This is a genomic window from Indiicoccus explosivorum (assembly GCF_002167005.1).
Classification (GTDB): Bacteria; Bacillota; Bacilli; order Bacillales_A; family Planococcaceae; genus Indiicoccus; species Indiicoccus explosivorum.
The window spans coordinates 1-14,074 of record NZ_NHTN01000038.1 but is presented as its reverse complement, the minus strand read 5'-3'; the positions used below and the strand labels follow the sequence as shown (position 1 = coordinate 14,074).

At 58.4% G+C, this 14,074-nt stretch carries 15 protein-coding genes; 14 read left to right on the top strand and 1 reads right to left on the bottom strand.

All coding sequences use genetic code 11. The features are described 5' to 3' along the window. Nucleotides 1–132 precede the first annotated feature (132 nt). From CCE92_RS11325 to CCE92_RS11290, 8 genes are all read left to right on the top strand, one after another. A complete protein-coding gene (locus CCE92_RS11325; RefSeq protein ID WP_088007952.1) occupies nucleotides 133–894 on the top strand; it encodes a hypothetical protein in 762 nt (253 codons plus the stop codon). Nucleotides 895–1,058: 164 nt separating this feature from the next. Continuing rightward, a complete protein-coding gene (locus CCE92_RS11320) occupies nucleotides 1,059–2,654 on the top strand; it encodes a long-chain-fatty-acid--CoA ligase (protein ID WP_088007950.1) in 1,596 nt (531 codons plus the stop codon). Nucleotides 2,655–2,878: 224 nt separating this feature from the next. Continuing rightward, nucleotides 2,879–3,826 (top strand): nucleoside hydrolase, encoded by a 948-nt coding sequence (locus CCE92_RS11315; RefSeq protein WP_241536007.1) that lies wholly within the window; start codon nucleotides 2,879–2,881, stop codon nucleotides 3,824–3,826. A gap of 55 nt (nucleotides 3,827–3,881) precedes the next feature. Continuing rightward, nucleotides 3,882–4,502 carry an ECF transporter S component gene (locus tag CCE92_RS11310; protein ID WP_088007948.1) on the top strand — a complete coding sequence of 207 codons (621 nt, stop codon included), beginning with the start codon at nucleotides 3,882–3,884 and terminating at the stop codon, nucleotides 4,500–4,502. 12 nt (nucleotides 4,503–4,514) lie between these two features. Beyond that, nucleotides 4,515–5,267: an energy-coupling factor transporter transmembrane component T gene (locus CCE92_RS11305; RefSeq protein WP_088007946.1), complete on the top strand. Its 753-nt coding sequence runs from the start codon at nucleotides 4,515–4,517 to the stop codon at nucleotides 5,265–5,267. After that, nucleotides 5,255–6,118, top strand: coding sequence for an energy-coupling factor ABC transporter ATP-binding protein (locus CCE92_RS11300; protein WP_088007944.1), 864 nt, complete (start codon nucleotides 5,255–5,257; stop codon nucleotides 6,116–6,118). The genes CCE92_RS11305 and CCE92_RS11300 overlap by 13 nt, the downstream gene beginning before the upstream one ends. Then, nucleotides 6,115–6,927 carry an energy-coupling factor ABC transporter ATP-binding protein gene (locus tag CCE92_RS11295; protein WP_088007942.1) on the top strand — a complete coding sequence of 271 codons (813 nt, stop codon included), beginning with the start codon at nucleotides 6,115–6,117 and terminating at the stop codon, nucleotides 6,925–6,927. The genes CCE92_RS11300 and CCE92_RS11295 overlap by 4 nt, the downstream gene beginning before the upstream one ends. Nucleotides 6,928–7,160: 233 nt before the next feature. Continuing rightward, entirely contained in the window at nucleotides 7,161–7,382 is a 222-nt protein-coding gene (locus CCE92_RS11290) for a hypothetical protein (protein WP_088007940.1), read from the top strand. 88 nt (nucleotides 7,383–7,470) lie between these two features. On the opposite strand, the gene CCE92_RS11285 is transcribed toward CCE92_RS11290, so the two are convergent. After that, entirely contained in the window at nucleotides 7,471–8,379 is a 909-nt protein-coding gene (locus tag CCE92_RS11285) for an LCP family glycopolymer transferase (protein ID WP_088007939.1), read from the bottom strand. Between the two features lie 878 nt (nucleotides 8,380–9,257). On the opposite strand from CCE92_RS11285, the gene trpD reads away from it, so the two are divergent. From trpD to CCE92_RS16130, 6 genes are all read left to right on the top strand, one after another. Further along, nucleotides 9,258–10,268, top strand: coding sequence for an anthranilate phosphoribosyltransferase (gene trpD / locus CCE92_RS11280; protein ID WP_088007937.1), 1,011 nt, complete (start codon nucleotides 9,258–9,260; stop codon nucleotides 10,266–10,268). Continuing rightward, entirely contained in the window at nucleotides 10,265–11,035 is a 771-nt protein-coding gene (gene trpC, locus CCE92_RS11275) for an indole-3-glycerol phosphate synthase TrpC (RefSeq protein ID WP_088007935.1), read from the top strand. The genes trpD and trpC overlap by 4 nt, the downstream gene beginning before the upstream one ends. Further along, entirely contained in the window at nucleotides 11,032–11,649 is a 618-nt protein-coding gene (locus CCE92_RS11270) for a phosphoribosylanthranilate isomerase (protein WP_088007933.1), read from the top strand. Before trpC ends, CCE92_RS11270 begins: the two co-directional genes overlap by 4 nt. After that, a complete protein-coding gene (trpB, locus tag CCE92_RS11265; protein ID WP_088007932.1) occupies nucleotides 11,646–12,836 on the top strand; it encodes a tryptophan synthase subunit beta in 1,191 nt (396 codons plus the stop codon). Before CCE92_RS11270 ends, trpB begins: the two co-directional genes overlap by 4 nt. Beyond that, entirely contained in the window at nucleotides 12,837–13,613 is a 777-nt protein-coding gene (gene trpA / locus CCE92_RS11260; protein ID WP_088007931.1) for a tryptophan synthase subunit alpha, read from the top strand. It begins immediately after the preceding gene. Between the two features lie 5 nt (nucleotides 13,614–13,618). Further along, nucleotides 13,619–14,074: hypothetical protein (locus tag CCE92_RS16130; protein ID WP_206601400.1), on the top strand; the 456-nt coding region annotated here is incomplete at its 3' end.

Genomic DNA, 14,074 nt, shown 5'->3' with positions numbered 1-14,074 from the left:
TCCGGTGCCTGGCACCGCCCATGTGGCACCGTCCATGTAGCCCCGCCGATGAACTCCCCGCCGGCACTTTGATAAAATCCCGGGGCTTTGGTAATATGGACTGCGGAACGAAAGCTGAAAGGAAGTTATTATATGATTAAACCCTTAAATAATTGGAATAAACGGCTGCTTCCGCTTTTCGCGCCAGCGATTCTCGCTTCAGCCATTCTCGCGGGCTGCACGGAGGAAGCCGCTGACGGAACGGAAACCTCGCCGGAAGACGTCTCGGAAGAGGAACCGTCCGAATCGCAGGAACCGGAAACGGCGGAAAACGCGGAACCGTCCGAAACGCAGGAACCGGACACAGCCGATGAAGAAGAGGCCATGCCGGAATCCGCCGAGCCGGCCCAGGATGCGCCCGCCGACCTCGGCGCCCCATACGATCAGCTGGAGGAATTCATCGCTGCCTATGAACTGCCGGCGGAAGGGCGCGTGCCGACAGAAGACGATGCCTACTCAGTATTCCCGAACCCTAACGCGGTCGTCATCTATGAGAACGGCTATACGTTCGACGCTGAGACCCGCCGGCTGATCATGATCAAATACAATGAAGACGGCGAAAAGCCGGAACCGGCACCGGGACAGGAGACGGGCGTCGTGCTGGGCGCGATCGCGGATGCCATGGCGACTCCCAATCTGGATGAAGTCCTGACCGGGACCGATGTCGCCTATGTGACCGGACGCCTCGAAGAAGCGAAAGCGCTGAATGACTTCGAACCGCTTGAAGTGTGGCTGACGGCGCGGATCGAAGAGCTGCAATCCGCCGGAGCGCTGGAAGACGGCGACGGGAAGGACGCCGCGCTCGCGGACATCCAAGCCCATTTCGACTCGTTCAACTCCATATGGCGGCAATGACAGGGCGCTCCGGCGTCCTTTTTTTATTCGCTGCCGAAAACGGCGCTGCACCAGCCTTCCACAGTCAATAAAACAGGAACCCCAATGCGAACTTTCTGAAAAATATGGAAACGGACCTCCCGGAATGGTATACTAATCCATAAATTTCAGACAGAGGTGATTTCATGAATGTCCCAATGGTGCTGACCGATTTTCTTGACCGCGCTGTGCGGCTGTATGGTGAAAAGGAAGCGGTGATCAGCGGCGAACAATCATTTACATACCGCGAGCTGAATGACCGGGTGAACCGGCTGTCGCACGGACTGAAAAATCTCGGAATCGAAAAAGGCGCCCGCGTGGCGGTGCTCGCGCCGAATACGCCGGAAATGCTGGAAGCGTTCTACGGCATTTTCCAGCTCGGGGCGGTGATGGTGCCGCTCAACACCCGCCTGAAACCGGACGATTATTTATTCATCCTGAACCATAGCGAATCAAAGGTGCTGTTCGTCGATCAGGAACTGCTGCCGCTCATCGAACCGGTGCGGGAGCGGCTGGAGACGGTCCAGCGAATCGTCGTTTATTGCAAAACCGGCGAATCGGAGGACCTGAACTACGACAAATGGCTGCAGGCGTTCCCGACGATACCGTTCAACCGGGCGGAAATCGAAGAGGATGACGTGTGCAGCCTGCTGTATACGAGCGGGACGACCGGCAATCCGAAAGGCGTCATGCTGACGCACCGCAACAATTACCTGCACGCCCTGTCGACGATGCACCACCTGCGCGTCACGGACCGCGACGTCTACCTGCATGTGCTGCCGATGTTCCACGTCAACGGCTGGGGCGCGCCGTTCTACTACACCGCCAACGGTGCGCGCCACATCACCTTGCGGAAAGCGGCGCCCGAAGCGATTTTCGAGGCAGTCAATAAATTCGGTGTCACCGTGCTGCACATGGCGCCGACCGTTCTGAATTCCGTGCTTCAGTACTATGAGGAGCATTCCCCGCCGGCCGGTGACGGCGTCCGCGTCGTCATCGCCGGATCGGCGCCGCCGCCCGCCTTCGTCCGCCGTGTCGAAGAAGAGCTCGGCTGGGAATTCATCCAAGTGTACGGCATGACGGAATCAACCCCGCTCAGCCTCGTATCGACGATCCGCTCCGGGCAGGAGGGCTTGGCCGACGAGGCGAAGACGCGCATCAAAGCGAAAGCGGGCTATCCGATGATCGGCTCGGACGTGCGCGTCGTCGATCCGACAGGCGAAGAAGTGGCGATGGACGGCACCGAAGTCGGTGAAGTCACCGTCCGGGGGCACGGCGTCATGAAAGGCTACTGGAAAAACGAAGAAGCGACGGAGGAAGCGATCAAGAACGGCTGGCTGCATACCGGCGACATGGGCACCGTCGACGAGTTCGGCTACATCGAAATCACCGACCGCAAAAAAGACATCATCATCAGCGGCGGCGAGAACATCTCATCCATCGAAGTGGAAGGCGCGCTGTACGACCATCCGGCTGTGCGCGAAGCCGCCGTCATCGCCGTGCCGCACGAAAAATGGGGCGAGACGCCACACGCGTACGTCGTGCTGCGGGACGGGCAGGATGTATCGGCAGAAGACATCATCGCCTATTCCCGCGACCGGCTCGCCCACTTCAAAGCCGTGACGGGCGTCACCTTCGTCGATGAACTGCCGAAGACCGCATCCGGCAAGATCCAGAAAGTGCACTTGCGGAATGCGTACTGGGACGCGAAAGGTGAAAAAGCCGGCAAGTACGTGAATTGAGGGGATTTACGCTGAGCGCGGGAGGGGGATCTGCATGCTTTGTATAAAGCGGCGGATTCCCCTGTTTTTTTGAGGTGCCAGGCACCAATTTTCAGAAAATTGGTGCCTGGCACCATCCATGTGGCACCATCCGTGCGAACCCTGCATTGACTCCGCATGTCTTGTCAGCTAATCTGAAATAAAGGAAAACGCTTACATATCACCCAGAAAGGAAGTGAGGCCAAGTGGCGATACCTGTCATCATCGACTGCGACCCGGGAATCGACGATGTGATGGCGCTCCTGCTCGCGTTCGTCCGGCCGGAGCTCGATGTCCGGCTGATCACGACGGAAGCCGGCAATCAGACGCAGGACAAGACGTCCTTCAATGCGCGCGGGTTCGCGGATCTCATGAAGCAGAAAATCGAAGTGGCGCGCGGGCTGGAACAGCCGCTGATGCGCACGCTCGAAGTCGCCGGGCACGTCCACGGCGACACCGGCCTCGGCAGTCTGACGCTCGATGAGCCGGTGACGAAAGAAAGCCGCCGCTCAGCCATCGACGCACTGCGCGAGACCATTCTTGAAAGTCCGGAAGAGACGGTGCTCGTCGCGACAGGCCCCTTGACGAATATCGGCGCCCTGTTCCTCGCTCACCCAGAAGTGAAGGCCCACATCCGGTACATTTCGTTCATGGGCGGCGCGGCGGTTGGAGGAAATGTGACCCCGACTGCCGAATTTAATGTGTATACGGATCCGGAGGCGGCGGATCTCGTGTTCCGGTCCGGTGTGCCGATCGTCATGAGCGGGCTCGATGTGACCCACAAGGCGTACATGACGGAACAGGACCTGCAGGCGATCGAAGCGATCGGCACGCCGCTCGCCCGCGAAATCATCGCGATGCTGAAGTTCTACGGCAAGGCGGCACAGCAGACGCCGTTCCACGAGCCGCACTTCGCCGACGTGATCCGGCTGCATGACCTGTGCGCCGTCGCTTATGCCATAAAACCGGAGCTGTTCGCCGGCATGGACTGCCACGTGGAAATCGAGACGGAAGGGAGGCTGACGTCAGGGACGACGGTCGTGGATTATACGAACCGGACGAAAAAACCGGCGAACGCCCATGTGCTCCATTCGGTGGACCGGGAAGCGTTCGTCCGGCTGTTCACGGACGCCGTCCGCGAAGCGGGCGGCTGAAAAAGGATTCCATCATTTATTCGCATTTATCCTGATCATGAAGGAGAGAAGTTCCATGAATAAAACAGCCACCAGAAAACGCAGTTTCCAGCAGGATTTCAGCCTGCTCGCGCTGCTGCTCATCCCGATCGGCGTCGCGATCAATTTCGTCGGTTTCCAACTGGCGCAGGTTCTGCGCCTGCCGATCTTCCTCGACGTCATCGGCACGATTCTCGTCGGCGTCATCGCCGGCCCATGGGTCGGGCTTTTGACCGGCCTCATCACGAACTCGATCACGGCGATCTTTAACCCGGTGTACTTCCCGTACGTCGTCGTGTCGATGGCGATCGGTGTTGCGGCGGGCCTCCTGTCGAAAGCGGGGCTGCTGCGCACACTGCCGAAAGCAATCCTTTCGGGTCTCGTCATCACCGCGGTCGCGGTCGTCATTTCCGCGCCGATCACCGTCATTTTCTTCGGCGGCGCGACGGGCAATACGTCTTCGGCGATCACCGCGACGTTCCTCGCGACCGGCCAGACGATCTGGCAGGCCGTGTTCTCGTCGACGATCATCACTGAAATCGCCGACAAAGTCATTTCCGTGCTCATCGTGTTCTTCATCGTCCGCAGCATTTCGGACCGCTATCTGTCGAAAATGAAATACGGCGAGCAGTATATGAAGCGCAACCGGCGCAAGTAAGGAGCTGAAAAGATGGCAACGAATGCGATACGCGCCCTGCACCCGATGACGAAATTCACGTTCGCGCTGTTCGTGACGGCTGCCGTCATCGCGGTTCCGAGTTACCTGTTCGCTTACGCCATGTTCGCGGCACTCCTTGTGATCGCCGCAGCGGCGGGCGTCTTGCGCGAGTTTTTCGCGTTCGTGCTGAAGACGCTCGTCGTCCTGCTCATCATCGTGTTCCTCATGCAGCTTTTGTTCTACCCCGGTGACGATATCATCGGCGGCTGGTGGGTGTTCACGCTGACGCAGGAAGGGCTGGCGTACGGTCTTTTATTGACATCGAGGATCCTTGCGATCGGCTCGGCGTTCATCCTGTTTTTCCGCATCACCGAAGTGAAGGACTTCGTCAAGGCGCTCGAGAACATGGGGCTGCCGCCGGCCGGCGCGTACGTCGTGCTGTCGACGCTGCAGATCATCCCGGAAATGCGGCGCCAGTCGAACGTCATTATGGACGCGCAGAAAACGCGCGGCGTCGAGACGGAAGGCTCCGTCCTCGTCCGTGCGAAAGCGTTCCTGCCGACACTGACACCGCTCATCCTGTCGGCGATCGCGAGCACCGAAGAACGCGCGATCACGCTCGAATCCCGGGCGTTTTCCGCTCCGGTCAATAAAACCAGCCTCCACACGCTGGAACGGCGGCCGATCGACACAGGGCTCATCGCCCTGTTCACGATCGGTGCGGTGGCGCTCATCGTCTGGAGGGTTGCTGTATGGATCCTGTAATCCAGCTGAAGAACGTGTCGTACCGTTATCCTGTCGGGGATGAACAGGTGCTGAAAAATGTGTCGCTTGACATCGGCCGCGGGAAGCTCGTCACCATCGTCGGCAACAACAGTGCGGGCAAGACGACGCTGTGCAACTTGATCCGCGGGTTTATTCCCCACTTTTATAAAGGCGATCTGGAAGGATCGGTCCTCGTGGATGGCGAAGAGATCGCGGACGCGCAGCTGGGCCAGCTCGCCGAGAAAATCGGCTACGTGTTCCAGAACCCATTCATCCAGATTTCAGGCGTCAAAGAGACGGTATTCGATGAAGTGGCGTTCGGGCTCGAGAACCTCGGCGTGCCGGTCGATGACATCCGGCGGCGCGTGGAAGATGTGCTGCAGCTCGTGAAGATCGATAATCTGAGGAATAAAAACCCGTTCGAACTGTCGGGCGGGCAGCGGCAGCGCGTGGCACTCGCGTCGATCATCGTCATGGACCCGGATATCCTCGTCATCGATGAACCGTCGTCGCAGCTCGATCCGGTCGGGACCGAGCAGGTATTCGACATCATCCGGCTTATGAAAGAACGCGGCAAGACGATCGTGCTCGTCGAGCATAAGATGGACCTCATCGCTGAATACGCCGATGAACTGATCGTCCTTGCTGACGGGGAAGTAAAGCTGCATGGCCCGGTGCGCGAGGTGTTTGCAGACCCGTCGTACATGGCGCTCGGCATCCAGTATCCGCACGCGGCGGCGCTTGCGCTCGACCTGCAGGAAAAGGGGATGGAGCTGCCGTTCCTGCCGATCCGGGACGAAGAAGTGGCGGAGTGCCTGGCACGCGCCCGCAGGAAGGAGGGACGCCCGTGACGGAAATCCGGCTGAAAGGTGTCAGTTTCGCTTACCCCGACGGCACGAAAGCATTGGAAGACCTGGAGCTGACGGTCCGCGCCGGTGAGCGGGTCGCGATCGCCGGCCAGAACGGCGCCGGCAAGACGACCGCCGTGAAACTGATGAACGGGCTCCTGAGGCCGACGGAAGGGACGGTGGAAGTCGGGGACTGGGACACGAAGGACCGGACGACCGCCCAGCTGTCGAAGAAAGTCGGCTACGTGTTCCAGAACCCGGATGATCAGATTTTCCATAATGAAGTTATCGACGAAGTGCGGTTCGGCCCGAAGAACATGGGATTCGACGAAGCGCGCACCGACGAACTGACCGCCTGGGCGATCGGCCTGTGCGGCATCGTGAAGCACGGGGAAGAGAACCCGTACAACTTGCCTTACTCGATGCGCAAGTTCGTCACGGTGGCATCCGTCATCGCCATGGACGGCGACGTCGTGATCATGGACGAACCGACGGCGGGCCAGGATCAAGTCGGCCTGGCGATCCTGAAGGACGTTCTCGATGAACTCGGACGCCGCGGGAAGACCGTCATCACCATCACTCATGACATGGAATTCGTCGCCGAGCACTTCGACCGGCTCGTCATCATGGCAAACCGCCGCATCATCGCGGACGGACCGGCGTCGGAGCTGTTCTCCAGGGAAGCGGTCTTGAAGGAAAGCATGCTCAAACCGCCGTCCGCCGCCATAATCGCGCAATCGCTCGGCCTTCCGGAAGGCATCATCCGGCGGAAACAGCTGGAGGAACACATTTTGGCGCGGGAGCCTCATTAACTGCATGCTGCAGGAAAAAACACAGGAATCGGAGATCGATACGGTTTCCGGTTTTTTCTGTTTTTCCGGACCGGCAGACGGACCTGAGGAGGGAGAAGCAAGTGGGTAATGGATACGGCTGCTTCGGCGGACCGTCAAGCTAGTCCTTTCCGCCTGTTCAGAAAAACCGCGAAATGCCTTATCATGGAAAAATAGTGTAGCCGCTCCCGGCACAGGGAGCAGGAGGTGATGGAATGAAACCGTTCAAAAAAGAAAACACCCCCATGAAGCGGGGCGTGGCTGTCCTGTTCGCGATACTTTATGCCGGGCTCCTTTTTACGGCGTTCCGCCTGTTTTTTGACGAAACGTATTTGAACGACAACCTCGCTTACTTCGCGCTACTCGGCTTCTGGCTGATCCTCTGCGCCGACCTCCTGGTCAGAAACAGCCGGAACCGTGAAGGGGATATTGTGTGAAAATGAGTGAAAATTGGTGCCAGGCACCAGAGAAAAGTACAATGAAACGATAAGAAAAACTGGTGCCAGGCACCAGTTTTTTATTTTTTCAGTCTACTTCCAAGTGCTGCTGCAATTTCATCCGGATTTGAAGGAGTTCGGCTTCATCGAACAGATAGTACCAGATACCGCCGATGATTTCCCCGTGCCCTTTTTCGACAGGGATTTGGCTGATGGAAGAAGCGGCGGCCGAGTAATGTTTCCGGATATCCATCATTTCTTTCAGCGTAAGGTTCGTTTTGACGTTTTCACCGACCACGTCGAGGAGCTCATCATACTTCACCAGCATATCCACGGAAAGACACTTTTTCACGATACTTTCGATGATCAGCTTCTGCCGGTCCTGCCGCCCGAAGTCGCCTCTCGGATCCTGCTTCCGCATACGGACGTAGGCGAGGGCTTCTTCGCCGTCGAGCTGGATCTCGCCTTCTTTGAAATCATCGAACGCAAGCGGATTCCGGATGGTCACCCCATCCAGCGCGTCAATCGTCTGCCGGAAACCGTCCATGTTCACTTCGATCACATAATCGATGGGAATATCAAGAAACTGCTCTACCGAACTGACCGACATGCCGATCCCGCCGAAAGCGTACGCATGGTTGATCTTGTCTTTCATGCCAAGACCGCTGATCTCCGTATAAGTGTCTCGAGGAATCGACAGCATATTGACAGAAGCGGTGTCAGGATTGATTGTCAGAACGATCATGGTGTCCGAGCGTCCCCGATCATTTTCCCGTTCGTCCACACCGAGGAGGAGGACAGAAAAAGGGTCCCGCTCATTCAATACAATTTCATCGATCCGCATATCCGGCGTGTTCCGTTCCAGCGGCACGTAAATATCCTCGACCGCTTCCGCCACGTTGTTATAAAACAGCAAAAGATAAACGCCCGCCGCCAGTCCCGTTAAGCCGAATAAAATCAGAGCCAGCCGAAAGGCTTTTTTCCGTTTTAGACGCAAGAAAGCCTACCTCCAATCATTAAAAATAGAATTATCAGATAATATAAGAAAATCATACTAGCAAATAGGGTAAAAAGAGGAGGTCAGAAATGATTAATTTGAAAATTAAATAAAATATAGGCTGATGACACTACTTTCCGTTCCGGTTTTATCGGGAAACGTCAGCGCAAGAAGACGGAATCAATTTGGAATCCGTCATCCAATCCTGCACGAAAAGCGCTGTATAAGCCTTTTTCGATGAAGTTGAAAATATGCGGCGGCTCCGCAGAAAAGAAAAAGAGTAAAAACAAGACCTATTACCTAAATGGAAATCGGAAGAAACGGCTGAGGAAATCGGAGTGAAGAGCAGCGAGAGAAGCGGGAGGTTCGACTAAAGTGCCTGGCACCAATTTTCACCATTGCGTACACAAAGGAGACAATTGGTGCCAGGCACCGCAAAAAACCACGCCACTTGACAGAATAGTTGAAACCTTATAAGATGAGGGTCAACTTGTTGTACGGACGACAAGTTCATTCAAAAGAGTAAGAGCCCAGTTGAGAGCAAGAGAGCAGGACAGCAAGATCAGAGCAGAGAAGAGCGAAATCGGAGACGAAGACGAGTAGGCGAAGGACGCTGCCCAGAGAACCGGCGGCTGGTGGAAGCCGGAGAGCGGGCCTTTGCACGAATGGACTTTCGAGAGCTTACCCGAACGCCGCATGACCGACGCGGCCACTAGGGGAGACGTCTGCCCGGCGTTAACGGGCCCACGAGATGATGCCAGGGGCATCAATGTGAGGTGGCACCGCGGATATCCGTCCGCCCTCCGCAGCAGAACGCGACGCGCGTTTTGCTGCGGATTTTTTGTGTCCCCAAACAAAGCTGAGAGGAGACGAGTAAGATGAGAAATTTCACAGAACAGGTGAGAAACGGCCATATCCTGACGGAACATGAGATGAGAAAGGCGGCGCAGCAAATGCTCGCCGAAGAAACCGCCCCGGCGGAGATCCGCGAATTCCTGATCGAACTCCACACACGCGGCGAACAGGCGCCGGAAATCGCGGGCCTCGTCGCGGAACTGCTGGCGCGCACGGAACACATCCCGTCCGGCGGCCATGAGCTGATGGACGTCTGCGGCACGGGCGGCGACAAGTCGTACAGCTTCAACATCAGCACGGCGACAGCATTCGTCCTCGCCTCGCTCGGCGTCAAAATCGCCAAGCACGGCAACCGGAGCGTCTCGAGCAAGACCGGCAGCTCCGACCTCTTGGAAGCGCTTGGCGTCGACGTCAACGTGGCGGCGGACCGCTTCAGCGGCGTGATCAAAAACGCCGGCCTCGCGTTCTTATTCGCACCGGCCGTCCATCCGGCGATCGGCCGCCTGCGCGATGTGCGCAAATCGATCGACACGCCGACGATCTTCAACCTCGCCGGCCCCCTCGCCAACCCGTCGGACATCACGTACCAGGTGACCGGCGTCTACCGCCAGGACAAAATGCGCCCCATGGCCGAAGCCCTGCAGAAACTCGGCCGCACACGCGGTGCCGTCCTGCACGGAGCGGGCGGGATGGACGAACTGTCGCTCGCCGGAACGAATCACGTTCTTTTATTCAATAAAACCGGCATCACCGAATACACGGTACATCCCCACGAGGTCGGACTCGACGTCCGACCGGTGGAAGCGCTGAGAGGCGGCGACGCGCAGCAAAACGCGCAAATTTTCCGGAGCCTGATCGGAGGCGGGGAAAGCGCCTACCAGGACGCGGTCGCACTGAACGCGGGACTCGCGCTGTACGTCGCGGGCCGCGTATCATGCGTCGCGGAAGGCGTGAAGGAAGCGAAAGGCAGCCTCACGTCCGGCCGCACTGCGGAAACGTACCGGAAACTGGCTGTACAGGAGGTATCTTCATGACGATTCTCGACAAAATCCTGCAGACGAAACAGCAGGAACTGGCGGCGCTCCAAACGGAATTCCCGGAAACCCGCTACCCGGCGAAACCGAAACTGGCGGATCTTTTGCGGGAGGCGCAGCCCGCCGGAGTGATTGCGGAGATCAAGCGCTCCTCGCCGTCGAAAGGCGTCATCCGTTCGGAAGTGGATGTCACCGGCCAGGCTGAGCGTTACGAGCAGGCGGGTGCCGCCGCGATTTCCGTCCTGACGGATGAGAGTTATTTCAACGGATCGATCCATGATCTGCATGAAGTGGCGAAGCGCGTGGCGATCCCTGTGCTCAATAAAGACTTCATCATCGATCCGAAACAGATCGACCGGGCGAAGAACGCCGGTGCGACCGTCGTGCTGCTCATCGTGGCGGCGCTCGATGACGACAAATTGCGCGCGCTCTACAATTACGCCGCTGACCTCGGGCTCGAAGCGCTCGTCGAAGTGCATGACGAAGAGGAGATGGAACGCGCCATCGCGCTCGGGGCCGAGCTGGTCGGCATCAACAACCGCAATCTGTCGACATTCGAAGTGAGCCTCGAAAACACGGAACGGCTGTCCTTTTATTTCGATGACCGGCATGTCTTCATCTCGGAAAGCGGCATCCATTCTCCGGAAGATGCGCAGCGGGCCGTAAAGACAGGCGCGAAAGGGCTGCTCATCGGTGAAGCGCTCATGCGGGCGGACGATCCGGGCGCATTCCTGGATTCCTTGTTCAGACAGGAGGGATCGCAATGACACTCGTGAAGATCTGCGGATTGAAGGAAGCGGAACACGTAAAAGCGGCGGTGGATGCGGGGGCCGATTTCATCGGCTTCGTCTTTGCGCCGAGCAAACGGCAGGTTTCTGTGGAGACTGCGAAAGAACTGGCGGCTTCGGTGCCAGGCACCGTGAAGAAAGTCGGCGTGTTCGTCAATGAAACACCTGAAGAGATGAACCGGATCGCCCGCGAAGTCGGCCTCGATTTCATCCAACTCCACGGGGACGAAACGGAAGAAACGGTGCAGGCGCTCGATTTTCCCGTCATCCGGGCGGCTTCGATCCGCACGCAGGAAGACGGCGTGAAACTGTCGGCGCCTGACGCGGCGTTCGTGCTCGCCGATGCGCCCGGCAAGGAATACCGCGGCGGCAGCGGCGAAACGTTCGAATGGGAGCTGCTGAAAGGATTTTCGGAACAGGAGAACCGGCTCGCGGTTGCGGGAGGCCTCCATGCGGATAACGTGGCGGACGCGATCCGCGTGCTCCGGCCCGCGCTCGTCGATGTATCGAGCGGCGTCGAGACGGACGGACGCAAAGATCCGCAGAAAATAACCGCATTTATTACAGCGGCAAAAGGAGTGGAGACATCATGACGACAGCGTCGAATAAAACCGGATTTTTCGGGCGCTACGGCGGCCAGTTCGTGCCGGAGACACTCATGAAAGCCGTCAAGGAACTGGAAGCGGCGTATGCGGAAGCGAAAGCGGATCCGGAATTCCAGGAAGAACTTGAGACGTATTTGAAGGAGTATGTCGGACGTGAGCAACCGCTGACTTTCGCGAAGCGGCTCACGGAAGAGTTCGGCGGACCGGACATTTACTTGAAGCGGGAAGACCTGAACCATACAGGCGCACATAAGATCAACAACGCGCTCGGCCAGGTACTGCTCGCAAAGCGCATGGGCAAGGAAAAGATCGTCGCGGAGACGGGAGCCGGCCAGCACGGCGTGGCAACGGCGACGGTTTGCGCGCTGTTCGGGCTGGAATGCATCGTCTACATGGGCGAAGAGGACATCCGGCGCCAGCAGCTGAACGTGTTCCGGATGGAACTGCTCGGCGCGGAAGTGCGCGGTGTGAAAGCGGGGAGCGCGACACTGAAGGATGCGGTGAATGAAGCGCTCCGCCACTGGGTCGCGAACGTCGAGGACACGCATTACTTGATCGGCTCGGCGCTCGGACCGCATCCGTTCCCGGAGATGGTGCGCGACTTCCAGCGCGTCATCGGCGACGAGACGAAGCGGCAAGCGGAAGCGAAAACCGGCAGGCTGCCGGATGCGGTCATCGCCTGTGTCGGCGGCGGCAGCAACGCAATCGGCATGTTCTATCCGTTCGTGGAAGACGAGGGCGTGGAACTGATCGGTGTGGAAGCGGCGGGATCCGGCATTGATTCCGGAAAACATGCGGCGACGCTGACCGGCGGTAAACTCGGCGTGCTGCACGGCGCTTTCATGAAAGTGCTGCAGACGGACGACGGGCAGATCCAGGAAGCGCATTCGATTTCGGCAGGGCTGGATTATCCGGGCATCGGACCGGAGCACGCATACCTGCACGAAATCGGACGCGTGAAGTATACGGCGGTCACGGATGACGAGGCGCTCGATGCAGTGAAGAAACTGTCGCGGCTCGAAGGCATCATCCCGGCGCTCGAATCGGCGCACGCCATCGCCGAAGCAGAAAAACAGGCGAAGAAGATGGATAAGGGATCGGTGCTTGTCGTGTGTCTGTCCGGGCGCGGCGACAAGGACATGGAAACGATCCGCAGCCATGTGGAGGTGGAGTGAATGGGTTACTTGCAGGAACGGATTGAACGGCAGAACCCGGCGTTCGTCGCTTACATCATGGCGGGGGATGGCGGACTTGATTCGCTGGAAGAGCGGGTGCAGGTGCTTGAAGAAGCCGGCGTGACGGCGATCGAACTCGGCATCCCGTTCTCGGATCCCGTCGCGGACGGGCCGGTTATCCAGGATGCCGGTGTGCGGGCGCTGCAGGAAGGTGTGACGCTGCGGGATGTGTTTGCGGCCGTGCGCGGTTTTGAGCAGAAGCCGGAAGTGCCGCTTGTCATCATGACGTATTTGAATCCCGTGCTGCAGTACGGGGCTGAGGCGTTCGCCGAAAGCTGCCGCGAAGCCGGAATTGCGGGTGTCATCGTGCCGGATCTGCCGTTCGAGCATCAGGATCTGGTGAAGCCGGCGCTGTCGGAAGCGGGCGTGCCGCTTGTGCAGCTCGTGACGCTGACGACGACGGAAGAGCGGCTTGATGCGATTCTTGCGGAAGCGGAAGGCTTTGTCTATGCGGTGACGGTGAAAGGGGTGACCGGCGGCCGGAAGTCGTTTTCAGAAGACGTCGCCGAGTTCCTGGCGCGCATCCGCTCGAAAAGCGACGCGCCGGTGCTTGCCGGCTTCGGGATTTCGAGCGCCGAACAGGCGGCGGCGCTTGCGCCGTCGTGTGATGGCTTCATCGTCGGCAGTGCGATTGTGCAGGCGTTTTACGAAGGCCGGGAAGACGATATCCGGGAACTTGTGCAGGGAGTGGTCGGACTGACGGTGAATAAAGGATAGACTGGATGCAGGCTGTGTGGGTGTTGGGTGATCAGCGGCGGAATTTATGCGCGTTCAGCGGAATTTATGCGCGTTCAGCCGGATTTATGCGCGTTCGGCGAGATTTATGCGCGTTCAGCGGGATTTATGCGCGTTCAGCGGAATTTATGCGCGTTCAGCGAGATTTATGGCCTGGAGCTTCGTCAGCTTTGCGGAATACGGCTCATAAGGGGAAAGTAAAGGGACTTGATGAACTGATGATGCCGAACAGGGCATCCGACGTGCATTTCTTCCCTGGTGGGGACGCGCTCGTGCGCATCTTCGCCCGTGATTTCCTTCAGGAACAGGCCGGCTCCGTGATGGATGGCCGGCAGCGACTTCCCGAGAGGCAGTTCTTCCTGCGGACGCCAGATGCACGCCGAACAATAATGACATCATCGGCCGCTCCCCGGTCGAATGAGCGCAGCGCGCCGTTCCCTGTC

What these genes read in the sequence shown, in the direction of transcription:
- trpB (WP_088007932.1), top strand. Translation starts at nt 11,646, where the DNA reads ATGACGACAGCGTCGAATAAAACCGGATTTTTCGGGCGCTACGGCGGC.
- CCE92_RS11290 (WP_088007940.1), top strand. Translation starts at nt 7,161, where the DNA reads ATGAAACCGTTCAAAAAAGAAAACACCCCCATGAAGCGGGGCGTGGCT.
- CCE92_RS11325 (WP_088007952.1), top strand. Translation starts at nt 133, where the DNA reads ATGATTAAACCCTTAAATAATTGGAATAAACGGCTGCTTCCGCTTTTC.
- trpD (WP_088007937.1), top strand. Translation starts at nt 9,258, where the DNA reads ATGAGAAATTTCACAGAACAGGTGAGAAACGGCCATATCCTGACGGAA.
- trpC (WP_088007935.1), top strand. Translation starts at nt 10,265, where the DNA reads ATGACGATTCTCGACAAAATCCTGCAGACGAAACAGCAGGAACTGGCG.
- CCE92_RS11320 (WP_088007950.1), top strand. Translation starts at nt 1,059, where the DNA reads ATGAATGTCCCAATGGTGCTGACCGATTTTCTTGACCGCGCTGTGCGG.
- CCE92_RS11305 (WP_088007946.1), top strand. Translation starts at nt 4,515, where the DNA reads ATGGCAACGAATGCGATACGCGCCCTGCACCCGATGACGAAATTCACG.
- CCE92_RS11270 (WP_088007933.1), top strand. Translation starts at nt 11,032, where the DNA reads ATGACACTCGTGAAGATCTGCGGATTGAAGGAAGCGGAACACGTAAAA.
- trpA (WP_088007931.1), top strand. Translation starts at nt 12,837, where the DNA reads ATGGGTTACTTGCAGGAACGGATTGAACGGCAGAACCCGGCGTTCGTC.
- CCE92_RS11310 (WP_088007948.1), top strand. Translation starts at nt 3,882, where the DNA reads ATGAATAAAACAGCCACCAGAAAACGCAGTTTCCAGCAGGATTTCAGC.
- CCE92_RS11300 (WP_088007944.1), top strand. Translation starts at nt 5,255, where the DNA reads ATGGATCCTGTAATCCAGCTGAAGAACGTGTCGTACCGTTATCCTGTC.